This is a genomic window from Flavobacterium sp. KKT103, from assembly GCF_055640565.1.
The window spans coordinates 2,977,695-2,993,190 of sequence record NZ_CM145766.1; the positions used below are offsets into that span (position 1 = coordinate 2,977,695).

General features: G+C 35.3%; 10 protein-coding genes. 5 read left to right on the plus strand and 5 right to left on the minus strand.

Going from position 1 to position 15,496, the window contains the following annotated elements; translation table 11 throughout:
- Positions 1-8 precede the first annotated feature (8 nt).
- Complete coding sequence (locus ACZ2G0_RS12855; protein WP_470307926.1) at positions 9-1,361, plus strand: M20/M25/M40 family metallo-hydrolase; 1,353 nt, start codon at positions 9-11, stop codon at positions 1,359-1,361.
- A gap of 89 nt (positions 1,362-1,450) precedes the next feature.
- Here ACZ2G0_RS12855 and menD read toward each other — a convergent pair whose 3' ends face one another.
- Positions 1,451-3,112, minus strand: a complete 1,662-nt coding sequence (gene menD, locus ACZ2G0_RS12860) for a 2-succinyl-5-enolpyruvyl-6-hydroxy-3-cyclohexene-1-carboxylic-acid synthase (RefSeq protein ID WP_470307927.1) — start codon at positions 3,110-3,112, stop codon at positions 1,451-1,453.
- Between the two features lie 97 nt (positions 3,113-3,209).
- On the opposite strand from menD, the gene ACZ2G0_RS12865 reads away from it, so the two are divergent.
- Positions 3,210-3,707, plus strand: coding sequence for a GNAT family N-acetyltransferase (locus ACZ2G0_RS12865; protein ID WP_470307928.1), 498 nt, complete (start codon positions 3,210-3,212; stop codon positions 3,705-3,707).
- Between the two features lie 47 nt (positions 3,708-3,754).
- Here ACZ2G0_RS12865 and ACZ2G0_RS12870 read toward each other — a convergent pair whose 3' ends face one another.
- Complete coding sequence (locus ACZ2G0_RS12870) at positions 3,755-4,345, minus strand: glutathione peroxidase (protein WP_470307929.1); 591 nt, start codon at positions 4,343-4,345, stop codon at positions 3,755-3,757.
- 815 nt (positions 4,346-5,160) lie between these two features.
- Here ACZ2G0_RS12870 and ACZ2G0_RS12875 point away from each other — a divergent pair.
- The 3 genes from ACZ2G0_RS12875 to ACZ2G0_RS12885 all read left to right on the plus strand — a co-directional run bounded on the left by ACZ2G0_RS12875 (position 5,161) and on the right by ACZ2G0_RS12885 (position 7,530).
- The gene (locus ACZ2G0_RS12875; protein WP_470307930.1) at positions 5,161-5,691 is read left to right on the plus strand and encodes an RNA polymerase sigma factor; all 531 of its coding nucleotides are present in this window, start codon (positions 5,161-5,163) and stop codon (positions 5,689-5,691) included.
- Entirely contained in the window at positions 5,691-6,476 is a 786-nt protein-coding gene (locus ACZ2G0_RS12880) for an anti-sigma factor (protein ID WP_470307931.1), read from the plus strand. The genes ACZ2G0_RS12875 and ACZ2G0_RS12880 overlap by 1 nt, the downstream gene beginning before the upstream one ends.
- A gap of 103 nt (positions 6,477-6,579) precedes the next feature.
- Positions 6,580-7,530, plus strand: a complete 951-nt coding sequence (locus ACZ2G0_RS12885; protein ID WP_470307932.1) for a tRNA dihydrouridine synthase — start codon at positions 6,580-6,582, stop codon at positions 7,528-7,530.
- 204 nt (positions 7,531-7,734) lie between these two features.
- Here the strand turns inward: ACZ2G0_RS12885 and ACZ2G0_RS12890 are convergent, their stop codons facing one another.
- The 3 genes from ACZ2G0_RS12890 to ACZ2G0_RS12900 all read right to left on the minus strand — a co-directional run bounded on the left by ACZ2G0_RS12890 (position 7,735) and on the right by ACZ2G0_RS12900 (position 15,177).
- Positions 7,735-11,247 carry a beta strand repeat-containing protein gene (locus tag ACZ2G0_RS12890; RefSeq protein ID WP_470307933.1) on the minus strand — a complete coding sequence of 1,171 codons (3,513 nt, stop codon included), beginning with the start codon at positions 11,245-11,247 and terminating at the stop codon, positions 7,735-7,737.
- Between the two features lie 24 nt (positions 11,248-11,271).
- On the minus strand, positions 11,272-11,742 hold the full coding sequence (locus tag ACZ2G0_RS12895; RefSeq protein WP_470307934.1) for a T9SS type A sorting domain-containing protein: 471 nt from the start codon (positions 11,740-11,742) through the stop codon (positions 11,272-11,274).
- A 243-nt stretch (positions 11,743-11,985) separates the two neighbouring features.
- A complete protein-coding gene (locus ACZ2G0_RS12900; protein ID WP_470307935.1) occupies positions 11,986-15,177 on the minus strand; it encodes a cytochrome c biogenesis protein in 3,192 nt (1,063 codons plus the stop codon).
- Between the last annotated feature and the right edge of the window lie 319 nt (positions 15,178-15,496).

The window sequence follows — 15,496 nt, forward strand, 5'->3', positions numbered from 1 at the left end:
TTTTTAAAATGAAACTACAAAAAATCCTGTACCTATTACCACTAGTACTTTTTACTCCCGTAATAAATGCGCAAGCTTTACAAAATGATCCCGAAATCAGTAAGATGGTAAGTGAGATCAAAGCGTCCAGTTTAGAAAATACTGTCGTTAAACTAGTATCTTTTGGAACCCGACACACCTTAAGCGACACTAAAAGCAAAACACGCGGAATTGGTGCTGCCCAAGCTTGGGTTAAATCTGAATTTGATAAATACGCTTTAGAATCTAATGGCCGATTAACATCTAAAATAGATTATTTTACTATTAAAGCCGATGGTCGCCGAATTGCTGTTGACAGCCAACTTGGAAATGTAATGGCTACCTTAAAGGGAACAGATCCTACAGATGATCGTATTTTTATTATCAGCGGACATCTCGATTCTCGTGTGACAGATGTAATGAATACGACCGCCGATGCTCCTGGAGCTAATGATGATGGATCAGGAGTTGCTGCTATGATGGAATTGGCAAAAATCATGAGCAAGCGCTCTTATCCTTGCACCATTATATTTGTAGCAGTTACTGGAGAAGAACAAGGATTATACGGGGCCCGACATTTAGCTGAAATGGCTAAAGCTGAAAAATGGAACATCGTTGCTATGTTGAACAATGATATGATTGGAAACAGCTTATCAAGTGGTACACGTTTAAGCAACAATACCAAGGTCCGTGTATTTAGTGAAACGATTCCGTATTTAGAAACCGAAGAAGAGGCCAGAATGCGTAAATCAATTAACAGTGATAATGATAGTCCGTCAAGACAATTGGCTCGCTATATCAAAACAGCTACGGAGCAATATGTTCCGCAATTAGAAGTAGAATTGGTGTATAGAAATGATCGTTTTTTACGTGGTGGAGATCATACTCCTTTTAGTCAAAATGGTTTTACAGCTATTCGTATGTGCGAAATGAATGAAAACTACGATCACCAGCACCAAGACTTACGAACTGAAAAAGGGGTAAAATACGGCGATTTACCTGAATTTATGGATTTTGACTACTTACGTAAAACAACAGCAGCCAATTTAGCTAGTTTATCCAATTTAGCTTCAGCACCACGTTCTCCACGAAATGTTGGAATTGAGGTAAAAGATTTAACAAATTTCTCTACTTTAGTATGGGAAGCTCCAGAAGGGAAAGCGCCTTATGGATACCAAATCCTGATTAGAAGCACTGCCGATTCTCAATGGCAAAAAACAATTTTTGTTAAGGACACCAAAGCTGAAATTGCCTATTCAAAAGATAATTTTTTCTTTGCAGTACAAGCAGTCGATGAATTAGGACATCCTAGTTTGGCGGTGTTTCCAAAACCTATTCGATAACAAAAATAAAAATAGATCTTGGAAATGAAAATGCCCCAATTAGTATCTCACTATTTGGGGCATTTTTTATGTTTAATTGTGGTAATAGATTATACCAATTCTTTAAAAAACTGTAATAATAATGCATCATTAAGCAGTGTAGGAGTAAATACCTCTAAAATCATCGGTTTTTCATTTTGCGCATATAAAGCAGTCAGTCCTTTCTGCAAACTGTCTTCATCACTAGCAATTGTGTAATCTAAGCCATACATGTTAGCTAAATGTGCTGCGGTCAGGCAATGTGAAGTTTCGAAAAAAGTATTAAAAACGGGAGTTTCTTCATGACCCGGTAAAATTCTAAAAATACCTCCTCCTCCATTATTAATCAAGATGATTTTGAAGTTTTTCGGAATATAATTATTCCACAAAGCGTTGCTATCGTATAAAAAGCCAATGTCCCCTGTGATAAAAACAGTCAGTTTGCCGCTTGCTACTGCCGCACCAATCGCAGTAGAAGTACTACCATCGATACCGCTAGTCCCGCGGTTGCAAAAGACCTCAATTGAAGGATCGATTTCAATTAATTGAGCATAGCGTATAGCAGAACTATTGCTTATTTGGAAATGAGAATTTTTAGGTAAATTCGAAATTACACGATCAAAAACCGTAAAATCAGAAAAAGGAATTTTAGCTAAATAAGCTTCCCCTTTGTCTCTTCTCAGTGCTTTTACAGCATCTAAGGTTTCAAAATAATCACTGTCAACGTTTTTTGTTAAAGGTAAAAAGGCACTAAAAAACACATTGGGTTCTACTTCAAAATGCTTGGTTAACGCATTAAACGTATCATAAGCTCGTAGCGAATCTATATGCCAGTGGTGCTTGGGTTGGTACTTTCTTAAAAAAGCTTTTATCCTTTTCGATACAATCATTCCGCCAAAAGTGATTAAAATGTCAGGACGAAAAAAGGCATAATCAACATCCGTAAAAGGCGTGATTATCGTATCGATGTTGTTTATAAACGTAGGATGGTGCAAGTTAGAGGTCGTCTCAGTCAAAACGACAACAGAAGGATCGCTACCCAATGCCTCCACCACTTTATCATCCAATATATTCGGGTCGGCTACGCCTACAAGTACCAATTTTTTAGGCGAATGATTCCATATCGCGGCATATTCTTCTACTTCAGCAATTGAAATGGATTGTGATACGGTTTCAAACTCGGTAATAATGCTTTTCACGGCTAACTCCTGTACCGTTTCATACAATGGCTCTTCAAAAGGCGCATTGATATGTACAGGACCTTTTTTAGCTACCGCTGTGTTGATGGCTTGATTTATTTTTAAATCGTTATCAACGGAAACATCTTCAGTAAGGTTTGCATTAAATAAGGAATGATTAGCAAAAACATTCTCTTGTCGAATGGTTTGCCCGTCACCAATATCAATTTTGCTTTGAGGTCTATCTGCTGAAATTACAATTAACGGGATTTGGCTGTAGAATGCTTCCGCAAAAGCTGGATAATAATTCAGTAATGCGGATCCCGAAGTACAAACTAATGCCACTGGCTGCTTTGTTTGTTGCGCAATTCCAAGAGCAAAAAAAGCAGCAGCGCGCTCATCAGCAATACTGTAACTTTTGAAAGCGGGATTACTGGCAAACCCTATAGTTAGCGGCGCATTTCTAGAACCTGGAGAAATAATTATGGTATGTACTCCTTTGGCTTCGCAAATTTGTATAATGCTTTGCGCTAAAGGTATTTTGGGGTAAATCATCGTGTCTTTTTCTGTCCTACAAAGATACAAAGATGTAAAGGTTTTTCCTTATTCTTAAATAGTTTTCTTAAATTTGAAAGCAAAATTTACGATTGTAATGGAAATAAAAATTAGACCTTACCAAATAGAGGACACGCAAGCTATTTTAGACATCATCAACTATAACATTTTACACTCTACAGCCTTGTATGATTACAATACAAGGAGTTTTGAACAGCAAAAAGCGATCCTAGACGATAAGATTACCAAAGGCTTTCCGGTAATAATAGCGGAACTTGATGGAGCGGCGGTAGGTTTCGGAATGTACAGTGAGTTTCGTTTTAGAGAAGCTTATAAATTTACTGTCGAACATTCGGTCTACGTCCAAAAAGAACATAACGGAAAAGGGATTGGTAAGTTGCTACTAACGGAGTTAATTGCAATTGCTAAAAAGCAAGGATTACATACGATGATTGGAGTCATTGACGCAGAAAACCAAAGCAGCGTTGATTTCCATGAAAAATTTGGTTTTAAAACCGTTGGAATCATTAAGGAATCCGGATATAAATTTGACCGTTGGTTACACTCTGTTTTTGTGCAGTTACTGCTGGAATAGAAAAATGGCTTTTCTGTTTAGAAAAGCCATTTTTAAAATCTTAAACCTTAGGATCCTTCGATCCAATTGGTTATTACAGGATCATTTGGTGCGACTTGTGGTTTTATAACCTTGTCGAGCTCTCCTTTTTCATTAATCAAATATTTTTGAAAATTCCATTCAACATCTGAATCCGCAACACCGTTTTTTGCTTTTTTAGTCAAGAACTGATAAACAGCACACATATCGTCCCCTTTTACAGATACTTTTTCCATCATTGGAAAGCTAACACCATAGTTTCGTTTACAAAAAGCTGCTATTTCAGTATTAGTTCCTGGTTCTTGTGCTCCAAAGTTATTTGCTGGAAAGCCTATTACAATAAAATTCCGATCTTGATATTGCTTGTAAATTGCTTCTAAACTTTCATACTGTGGTGTTAAACCACATTTTGAAGCTGTATTTACAATCATCACTTTTTTACCTTTTAAAGTAGAGAAATCAAATTCATTTCCTGACAAGTCTACTACTTTAAATTGATGTAGGTTTTCTTTATTCATAGTCTGTTCTGTTTTATTTTTAATTTCTTTATTGGTTTTCGATTTGTTTTGACAACCTAACAATAGTATTGAAAGAACAACAATTAAAAGTCCATTTTTCATTTCACTTCTTTTAACAAAATTAAACTAATTGATAATAAATAGACAGGCAATAATAGCTTTTTTCAGGTCAAACAATAGTTAAAAAAAAGCCCAACGTTCAATGAGGAACGTTAGGCTCAACTAACAAAACAAACAATCCGTTCTGGTGTGGTACTTTGTAACCAATAAAATTGGTAGCGTAACATATAGATTACCTTATTTGCCGCAATTTGGGATTTCAAATTTATAAATCCCACGATAAATCTTTATTTCAACTCTGGTTTTGTAACTGCTATTTGTTGTGGTGTTAATCCAAATTATCTCATGATTTGGAAAACAAATAGCAGCTATCAAAACGCAATACGTTCTTAGGGTATCGTTGAGTACTATTATTTTATTTCTATTGGGAAGACAACACATTTTGCGAATACAAAATCCCCTTTGCTAACAAAATGTGCGCTTACCAAAATCAATTCTATCCAAATGCAATACTTCTTATAAGTAGTGCTTAAAAGCTTTCTACAAAACAAGAGTTAATTTTCTTTAAGCAAAATCTTAGTTCAATTAAAACTAAACCAACATTTTAAGATCTCGTTATTAACATAAAACTAGCCATAAGTCAGCTTTACCACCTAGGCACCTTTTTATATTTACGATATTAGTAGACTATTGGTTTTATTTTAATCGTAAATTTTACATTTTTTTATCTTGTAAATAGTAAGATCCATTTTTTAAATACAATTAATAAATAGAGTAGACAAAATGTAATAGATATTTAGTAAATTTAGCCCTTTGTTGAGGGGGTTCACCTGACTGCAATTTGTAAATAAAAGTATATGACACAAGAGGAATTGTTAGAATTAGTATATAAAAAAGACGAAAGGGCTTTTACACATCTATATGATATGTATTCAAAAAGCTTGTTTGCGGTGATTAATGTATTAGTCAAAAATCGGGAGGAAGCAGAAGATGTACTCCAAGAGGTGTTCGTTAAAATTTGGAAAAACATTGATTCTTACAATGAAAGTAAAGGTCGGTTTTATACCTGGATACTAAATATTGCTAGGAATACCTCCATTGATAAATTACGTTCTAAGAACTTTAACAACAGCCAAAAAAACCTATCCACAGATAATTTCGTAAATCTATTTGACGAGACAAACAAGCTCGTTGACAAAGTAGACACAATTGGCTTGCAAGATTTTGTAAAGAGATTAAAACCAAAGTGTATACAAATTATTGATTTATTGTTTTTTAAGGGATACACTCAGCAAGAGGCCTCTGATGAGTTAGCGATTCCTTTAGGAACGGTAAAAACACACAATCGTAATTGTATAAATGATTTAAGAAATTATCTAAACGTATAATGGAAACAAAAGAATATATAGAATCAGGAATTTTAGAACTTTATGTTTACGGACTACTTTCAGAAGCCGAAAACCAAGAAGTAGCGCTAAAAGCAAAAGAAAATTCACAAATTAACAGTGAAATTGTAGCAATCGAAAAATCTATCATATCACTGTCATCCAGTTTTTCACCTTTTCTATCCGTAGAAAATTATGAAAAAGTCAGAGAAAAATTAGAATTAAAGTACGCTAAGGTAATCCCAATGCAAACTAAATCCTCGTGGGTACAGTACGTAGGTTGGGCAGCAGCAGTAGTTTTATTGGTAGGTATTGGTTTTCAATACACCCAATTAAATCAAACTACTACACAAGTAGCTAGTTCGACAGCTGAAAAAGTAAAATTAGAGCAAGAGTTAAACACCTTGACGTTACAAAATAAGGCAGCAGAGACTAGTTTAGCGATCATCAGGGATGTTAACAACACTGTTGTAGCGTTAGGCGGACAGGCTGTTGCACCAGAGTCTTCTGCCAAAGTGTATTGGAACAAAGAAACACAAGTTGTATATGTGGATGCTGCAGGTTTACCGGAACCTCCAAAAGGAATGGTATACCAAGTTTGGGCCTTAAAACTGAATCCACTAACACCTACAAGTATTGGTTTATTGGATAAGTTTGATAGCAACACCCAACGCATGTTTGCCGTGAGCAATACCGGCGATGCTGAAGCTTTTGGAATCACACTTGAACCAGCAGGAGGAAGTTTATCACCTACAATGGAACAACTATATACTTTGGGAAAAGTATAAAAAATTAGACCATTTTATCTAAAAAAGACTTTCTTCTGAAAGTCTTTTTTGGTTTATGCTACTTCTAAATTGCAATGACTATATTTGCACAATTACATTTTTCATGAGTTATACCCTATTATCTTCACCTTTACAAGGTTTTACTGATTACCGATTTAGAAACGCCCAACACAAGTTCTTTGGCGGCATCGATACTTATTATGCTCCCTACATCCGCTTGAATGGTAAATTAATTATCAAATCTTCTTACCAAAGAGATTTATTACCTGAAAACAATACCGTTACTGAACTTATTCCACAAATCATCACTAATGATGCTGATGAATTTTTGTTTGTTTCAAAATATGTGCAAGAGTTAGGTTATAAGGAACTAAATTGGAATTTAGGTTGTCCCTACCCTATGGTTACTAAATGCGGCATGGGTTCTGGATTGATTAAAAATTCAGAAAAAATTGAACAGATATTACATAAAGTACAAAACGAATCGGACATTATTGTATCCATGAAAATGAGATTGGGCTATGATACTACCGACGAGATTTTAGAAGTTTTACCTATTTTAGAAAAATATAAAGTAAAAAATGTCGCTGTTCATGCTCGATTGGGTAAACAGCTCTATAAAGGGGGCGTTCATTTAGACGCTTTCCAAACCTGTGTAGACCAAAGCAACGTAAAATTATATTACAACGGCGATATTACCACGGTAACAAAGTTCAAAGAAATGCAGGATCGATTTCCAACTATCGACCATTGGATGATAGGCCGCGGATTAATTGCAGATCCATTCTTACCAACAATGATTAAAAATGATACGATTGAATATCCTAAAAACAAAGTAGACCTTCTTAGTGAATTTCATGATACTTTATATGCCGGTTATAGTGAGTCCTTATCAGGTGCAACGCATATTTTACTAAAAATGCACCATTTATGGGAGTACTTCTCTGTTATATTCAAAGACCCACATAAGGTACACAAGAAGATAAAAAAAGCAAAAAGCATTCGTAACTACGAAGCAGCGGTTGCTGAAATATTTAAGGCTGAGCGTTTTTAATTCTATTAAATAGTATCTAGTTTTTAAATTTATAGATATTTATCTCGTTTCATTTAAAAACAAAAAAAGAGTATAATTTGAGATTATACTCTTTTTTTTAAATAAGTTTTGTTAGTAAATTTTATAAAGTAATACAAACCAGTCTATTGTTTTGAGTATTAACTATTATTATTTTAGATTAATTAAATTATAAATTTTTGAAAACTATTTTATTTCCGTAACAGTTATTCTTCCAGAAGAAGCTCTTGTATTGCCAATTGGACCATCAGTCATTCTTAATTCAATATCTGAATTTTCAGTTGTTTTAATTATAAAAGTGAACGCTTGTGTAACATAATTAGGAACTTTGTTAAAACCATTGGGATTTCCCCAGTAAGTTTGATCTGACACTGGCTCTGCAGAAGTTACATTTTCAAAACGATAACCAAAGGTTTCATTTTCATCAAAATTGTACAAATATAAAGTGGCATTAATTAAATATGTTTTATTTGCATTAAGGTGTATTTGATTATTTGAAATAGAAATTCCACTTGACGTAATATTAGAAATTCTTTCTGTACGATTTACAGCATTTACTGATATACTTCCGTAAGCATACTCTGTAACTGCTACTCCTGATGTACTTCCGTCGGCCATTAAAAATTGAGACGAAGTTCCTCCTACCGTTTTAAATCCTGCTGCAGTAACTACACCGGCAGTTTTCACATCAGATACTGCATCATTTCCAAGCTGAATAGTATTACTAGCAGTTGCTATAGCTTCTTTACCAATAGCAGTACTATTAGAAAAACCGCCATCCGAAACATTTGCCGCTCTACCAATAAAAGTATTTCCTCCGCCTGTAGTTACATTAGAACCCGCATTTGCTCCTGCAGCCGTATTGTCAGATGATTCAGCATTGATTAAAGACTGATTTCCTAATGCAGTATTATTGTCATTGCTACCAACTTTAAACATCGTTTCAGCTCCTATAGAAGTATTACCATAACCAGTAGTTAAACCTACTAAGCTAAAATAACCTACGCCAGTATTATTACCGAACGAAGTACCTGAAAAAGAGTTTAAGGCTGCAACACCAATACCCGTATTTCTATATCCTGTACCAGTACCTAAATTTGTTCCAACTGCTAAATTTTGATCCCCATTTCCAGCACCTTTACCTACTGTTAAACCATTAATTTGAATATCATTCTTGAAATTCTTCACTCCATCAATATACTGATCATCAGTAACATTGACAAAACCACTAGTAGATATAGTAGATGGAGTACTCCAAGAAACTACACCAGATCCATCAGTAGTAAGGACTTGACCAGCATCACCATCAGTATTTGGGATAGTAATCGCTCCTACCGTTATTTTACCACTAGTTATGACATCTGTTACTGCAGCATTTCCTAATTGAATCGTATTACTTGTGGAAACTAGTGCCCCGCTACCAATTGCAGTTGCATTATTTATTGAGCCGTTTTCTTCTAAATTAATACCTGTTCCACTACCTAAGAAGGTATTGTTACTTCCCGTACTTATATTCATTCCTGCTAAACTACCAATTGCAGTGTTTTCTGAACCCACAGATTGTGTCATCGTATACACTCCAACAGCTGTGTTTTTATTCCCAGCTTGCGCATTGGTTAAGGCAGCAGTTCCAACAGCCGTATTTTCATCACCTGAACCACCGTCTCCCTGACGTATTGCGTTTGTTCCTATGGCTGTATTATTGCTTCCTGATGACGATGTGAAAGCAAAATTTCCTATTGCAGTATTATTTTGCATCGTACTAGTATCGCCATAAACATAATTAGCAATGCCAAATCCAATATTTCCTGTATCCGGAGCTCCAAAAGCGCCTACACTCGTTCCCCGAACAAAGATATTATTTGTAAAACGCTTATCGCCATTGATATTTTGATCTCCTGATAAATCTACAAAATTACCTGCAGCAGTAGAAGTCAAATACGTACTAGTATCGACACTACCATCTGCTTTAAGAAATTGAGAAGCGGTACCATTTAAAATCTTAAATGCCGTAGCTGTAACATCACTGGTAAAACGACCGTCACCTTGTACATCTAATCGAAAAGAAGGATCGTAATTAGCACCAATTGCAAATCGTCCCTCTTCATCAATTGTAAATCTTCTGCAACATCCACCTTGAACTAGTGTTACGCCTGTACCAAATGGAGCCAACTCCCATATACGGCTTCCTGAAAGTGTCAGAGAAGATACTTTTACATTAGAATTAAACTCTGCACTCGTTCCTATTATACCTCCTGACAAGGTACCGCCAGTTAATGGTAAAAATTTACTTGAAGACGTAGCAATTGCATCAGAAACAAACTCGGTAGTTGCAATTTGTTTCGATGCTGTTAAAGCAGATGCTGTTGGAGCAACAGGTATACCCGTAAATGTAGGCGAATCAATATTTGCTTTCAAAGCCAAATTAGTAGTTGTAGCAAAACTACTCAAATCCTGATCTCCGGTATTTGTTCCTGAGATAGCGGCTAGTTTTGTTTTCTCTGCTGTCGTATAATCTTCAGTTGATAAACCTTTTCCTGCTACTTTATCTACTTTCAAAGCTAAATTAGTAGTTGTAGCAAAACTACTCAAATCCTGATCTCCGGTATTAGTTCCTGATATAGCGGCTAGTTTTGTTTTTTCTGCTGTCGAATAATCTTCAGTGGATAAACCTTTTCCTGCTACTTTATCTACTTTCAAAGCCAAATTTGTAGTTGTAGCAAAACTACTCAAATCCTGATCTCCAGTATTAGTTCCTGATATAGCGGCTAGTTTTGTTTTTTCTGCTGTCGAATAATCTTCAGTGGATAAACCTTTTCCTGTTACTTTATCTACTTTTAAAGCCAAATTTGTCGTTGTAGCAAAACTACTCAAATCCTGATCTCCGGTATTAGTTCCTGATATAGCGGCTAGTTTTGTTTTTTCCGCTGTCGAATAATCTTCAGTTGATAAACCTTTTCCTGTTACTCTATCTACTTTTAAAGCCAAATTTGTAGTTGTAGCAAAACTACTCAAATCCTGATCTCCAGTATTAATTCCTGATATAGCAGCTAGTTTAGTTTTCTCCGCTGTCGAATAATCTTCAGTTGATAATCCTTTCCCTGTTACTTTATCTACTTTTAAATTAAGAGCGGTTTGAGTAGCAGTCGAAATTGGTTTATTTAAATCTGTAGTATTTTCTACATTCGCTAATCCCAAATTAATTTTAGCTCCTAAAACTGTAATAGCATTGGTCCCTCCATTTTCAATAGAAACAACTCCAGTCACATTTTCAGCATTTGTAGCGGCATGAGCGAAAGGAACAAATGAAAAATTCTGATTACTAATCTCAACAAATGTAGTACAACTACCATTTGTATTAATACCAACAGCTAGCTTCTTGTTTAATGTCGACCAACTAATATCGTTAAATGAGCTAGCATATCCACCCGTTTGTTCTCCAGAACCAATTATCAGATTCACCATACCGTAGGAATCTGTTTTTGTTTGTACCACTTCTTGGTACTCTACATTTGAAAATTCATCTATAAATTTAAATGACATACAAATTTGCTTATCCATAAGAGGAAGGTTTTGACCTACACCCCTAGTTTTAGTCCCAGCAGGATCTAATAAAACTGCTTGGTATGTAATTCCTTTAGTTTGCGAGTAACTTGCTACTGCAAAAAAGAATATAAAAAGTAAAGTAATTTTCTTCATATTTATTTTATTTTATACCGTTAATTATTGTTTGATGATTTTCGTAAAGTGGACAAAATTGGTCGCACTTAATTTTACTAAAAACTCCTGACCTGAAATTAAATCTAAGTTGAATGTCAATAATTTATCTTCGACCATCTGCTCTTTTTTAAAAACTAAATGACCTACAAAATCATAAATAGACACTTCCACTATTCGATTCATTACAGCAGAAAACTCGAAATTTAAGGTTCGGACAAATGGATTGGGATAAGTAGTTGTAACAATCTTGTTGAAATCACTTTGCAAAATGTATTCTGCCCAATAGTTTTGCTGAAAACCTTGCAGCACAGTAAGGCCATTAACCGAAGTTCCAACAACACTTTGCTGTCCTATGGATTGACTTATTATAATCCCACTTGATAACGTTTTGGAGTCGCCTTGAGATCCTATCATTTGGTGGTGTAAAACTTGTCCGTGAAACGTCACGGTAAAAAGTAAAAGTAAATACTTCATAGGCACTATTTTTAAGATTAAAAAAGAACATAGCGGATATTAATTCCATTTCACACTGTAAAACTAAGTAAAATCTTAAACTAAGATATAGATAAAAAGCATATAAATCCGATTAAATACAATAATTACACAAAATTATGTTGTTTTACTATTTTTTGTAAATTATTACTTATAAAATTTTGGAAGGCATAAAAAAAACCCAATCTTGTAGATTGGGTTTGTATTGACTATTTATTTGTACTATTATTTTTTATAAAACTTCTTGTATTTAGGATAAGCTAATGCTCCTATAAGCGAAATAGTTCCTAGTGAATACCAAATCCAACTTAGCGAATGCGCCTCACCACTTGCATATGAGTGCAAACCTACCAAGTGAAAATTAACTCCGTAGTACGTGAATAAGATCGATACGAAAGCAAACATACTCATTAGGTTAAAAATCCATTTACCTCTCAAAGCAGGCACGAAGCGTGCGTGAATAACAAAGGCATACACCATGATACTAATCAAGGCCCAAGTTTCCTTAGGATCCCATCCCCAGTAGCGTCCCCAACTTTCATTAGCCCATTGACCCCCTAAAAAGTTACCTATCGTTAGCATTATCAATCCTACGGTTAAAGCCAATTCGTTGATGTAAGTGATCTCTTGAATGTTCAAATCCATTTTCTTCTTGTTCTTTTCATTCGTGAAAAAGATCAATAATAAAGCAACAAACCCAAGTATCATTCCCAATGCGAATGGTCCGTAACTCGCCACGATCACTGCCACGTGAATCATTAACCAATACGAATTTAGTACAGGTTGCAGATTTGCAATTTCTGGATCGATCCAGTTCATATACGCCGCAGACAGAATCATAGCCGTAACAAAGGCTGCTGATGCTACCGTTAACTTCGATTTAATATCAAAAGCCAATCCAAAAAACATCGTTGCCCATGCCACATACACTATCGCTTCATACGCATTACTCCATGGTGCATGACCTGAAATATACCAACGTGCAATTAGTGTTACGGTATGCAATACAAACAAAAATGCAATTAAAATGTGCATACTATTTACCAACCTTGTAATGGTTTTGCTCTCTTTAAAAATTTGAACAATTGTAAATAATAACATTAAAATAGCCGCCGTTAAGTAGGCATAAGGCAATTTTTGTAATAAATCGTACTTATTGTAGAGTATTTCGGCTGTGATTTTTTCTTCACTAGGTCGTACTTTACTTCCAAATTTCTTTTGGAAACCATTCAAACTCTCTACTAAATCATCGGCATTTTGATAATCATCCGATTGCGAAGCACTATTTAACGAGCCGTAATACAAGGGCAGGACGCTTTTAGTATAGGTCGAATCCATTCCCTTAAGTCCAGCTTCATTCAATTCTAATGAAGATACCCATTTGTTATTGGGATCATTCGGAATTGGGAAAATCTTTAAAATTCTTCCGCTCAAGGCAGATTCCATTAAATTCACCTTTTTATCCGTTTCGATAAAATCTTTTTCAAACTGATTAGGATTTGCCGCTTTGTAAGCCGCATCTAAATAAGGTGATAACTTGTAATTCCCTTTAGCATCAAAAAAAGCAATGAAGGGTGCCGTTTTTGCTTTGACATCTACACCTATTATTTTGCGAATACTATCATTACCGGATCGTAAATAAATCAACGGTATTTCAATCCAAAATTGAGCATATTGAGACATCGACAAGAAAACTTGATCCGAGTTCATACCTTTATAATCATTGGCATGACTCACCTTTCGCAACAACTCAGATGAAAACGTATTAATAGGCTTCATTCTTCCGCCAGCATCTTGAATAATCAAACGGCCAAACTTAGCTGCATGCTCCTCTTTTACCTTGAATTTATTTAATAATGAATCCAATTGTTTTTCAGTCGGAGCCACACGGGTGTGAGCAGCGCTTTCGGTATGATCCTCATGATTCCCATTAGCATCATGTTCATGATTGTGTGCTTGCGAAAAGCCACTCATACTAATGAAAAACACTAAAATGGTTATCAATTTTGATTTTTTCTGTTTCACAACGTCTAATTTTCTTTTCAAATCGGCAAAACGAGCATCTTTGGTAAACATAATGGCCATCATCGAGAAAAACAACATAAAATAGCCCGCATAAGTAATGGCTGTTCCCCAAAAATCGTGGTTTACGGATAACACTGTTCCTTTTTCATCTGGATCAAATGACGATTGAAAAAAGCGGTATCCTTTATGGTCTAAAACATTGTTCATATAAATTCGCGCATCAAAATTCTCAGTAGAATCCATAACCGTAACTTTACTTTCAAACGACGAATAGCTTTTCTCCGTTCCAGGATATTTCTCAGCAATAAAATCGTTTAATTTCACTTTAAATGGTAAAACATAGGCTTTACTTCCGTAAAATACAGAATACTCGATGTCTCCTATTTTTACCGTTTTTGGCTCACCAATAGAACCTTTAGATCCCAAAACAGTTACTTCTTTTTCCTGTCCATTAGCTCTAACCGTTAACACAAGCGCGTCTTGGTGTGTTTTTGCCTTGTAATCATTATTCGATTCATAATCAATTACACCTCTAACAGCGGGATCCGGAAAAACAAAACGTTTTTCACCAATACTGTACAAAGAGCGCATCATCAAGGGCTGCACTATATCTTTTTGAACTGCACCTTCTAGCTTATCAGCCATGCGCATAAAATTCCCTTCAAATGGTGTTTGAATGGTACTCTTATCACCATCAATCGTAATATTAATGGCACCATCCGTAAATTTATTCAATGCAAAAAGTACGTTATGAATATTTTGAACTTCGCCCTCTTTCAAGAAATGTTCCTCACGACCTCCATCACCAGCTTCTACCAATTTGAAATATAAAATTCCTTTAGGATCTGGCTTCACAATTTCCTTAGCGCCCATGATGTAGTTCTTGTACTCTACTTCAAATGGAGTGTCAGCAAATTTATCTGCGATTCTAAAATCATTATTTGTCACCGGAGAGAGTAACACTGGTTTTTCAAAAACCCTGCGTTTCATTTCGCCTTTATATTCGCCATCTACAAACAAAGTCAAAAATGTCTTATCGGAGTAAAATTGGTTCTCAGCAGCTCCTTCACGAATAGGCATCATCCCTTCGTAACTAATGTAACGGGTCACAAAAGCACCTGAAATGATAAAAATCCAAGATAAATGCAGCAATAAAGTAGCCCACTTTTCTTTTTTCAACAATTGGTAACGCTTAATATTTCCAATAAAATTAATAACAAAAACGCCCATAATAGCCTCAAACCACCAAGCGTTGTAAATCATTATTCTCGCCGTATCCGTATTGTATTTACTTTCTATAAAGGTACCTACACCCATTGCAATTGCAAAACCTAAAAAGAGAACCGCCATTAAGCGTGTAGAAAATAAAAAGGACAGTATTTTTTTATCCATTTGTAAGGAATTATATTTTTTAAAAGTGACACAAAAGTACTTAAAAATGTTGACTATAATTGCGACACAATTGTTAATTTAAACCAAAATTAAGCCAATTAAAGGGTCGGAAATCTTGTTTTTTGGGCGTGCCCTTTTCTTGGTGAAAATACCAAGAAAAGGTCGGGTCATTCGCTATATTCCCGCTAATAAAACTACGGCTTCAGCCTTGTTTTATAAAGCGGGAGATGCCGCTGCTACCCCTCACGCGAGATTGCCGTATAACTAGTACTCCAATTCATAAAAAAACAATAATTACCTGCAAGTTGTCGTTCAAAAT

Coding starts and splice junctions, on each gene's coding strand:
- ACZ2G0_RS12870 (WP_470307929.1), bottom strand. CDS start 4,345: ATGAAAAATGGACTTTTAATTGTTGTTCTTTCAATACTATTGTTAGGT.
- ACZ2G0_RS12890 (WP_470307933.1), bottom strand. CDS start 11,247: ATGAAGAAAATTACTTTACTTTTTATATTCTTTTTTGCAGTAGCAAGT.
- ACZ2G0_RS12880 (WP_470307931.1), top strand. CDS start 5,691: ATGGAAACAAAAGAATATATAGAATCAGGAATTTTAGAACTTTATGTT.
- ACZ2G0_RS12855 (WP_470307926.1), top strand. CDS start 9: ATGAAACTACAAAAAATCCTGTACCTATTACCACTAGTACTTTTTACT.
- menD (WP_470307927.1), bottom strand. CDS start 3,112: ATGATTTACCCCAAAATACCTTTAGCGCAAAGCATTATACAAATTTGC.
- ACZ2G0_RS12895 (WP_470307934.1), bottom strand. CDS start 11,742: ATGAAGTATTTACTTTTACTTTTTACCGTGACGTTTCACGGACAAGTT.
- ACZ2G0_RS12900 (WP_470307935.1), bottom strand. CDS start 15,177: ATGGATAAAAAAATACTGTCCTTTTTATTTTCTACACGCTTAATGGCG.
- ACZ2G0_RS12865 (WP_470307928.1), top strand. CDS start 3,210: ATGGAAATAAAAATTAGACCTTACCAAATAGAGGACACGCAAGCTATT.
- ACZ2G0_RS12875 (WP_470307930.1), top strand. CDS start 5,161: ATGACACAAGAGGAATTGTTAGAATTAGTATATAAAAAAGACGAAAGG.
- ACZ2G0_RS12885 (WP_470307932.1), top strand. CDS start 6,580: ATGAGTTATACCCTATTATCTTCACCTTTACAAGGTTTTACTGATTAC.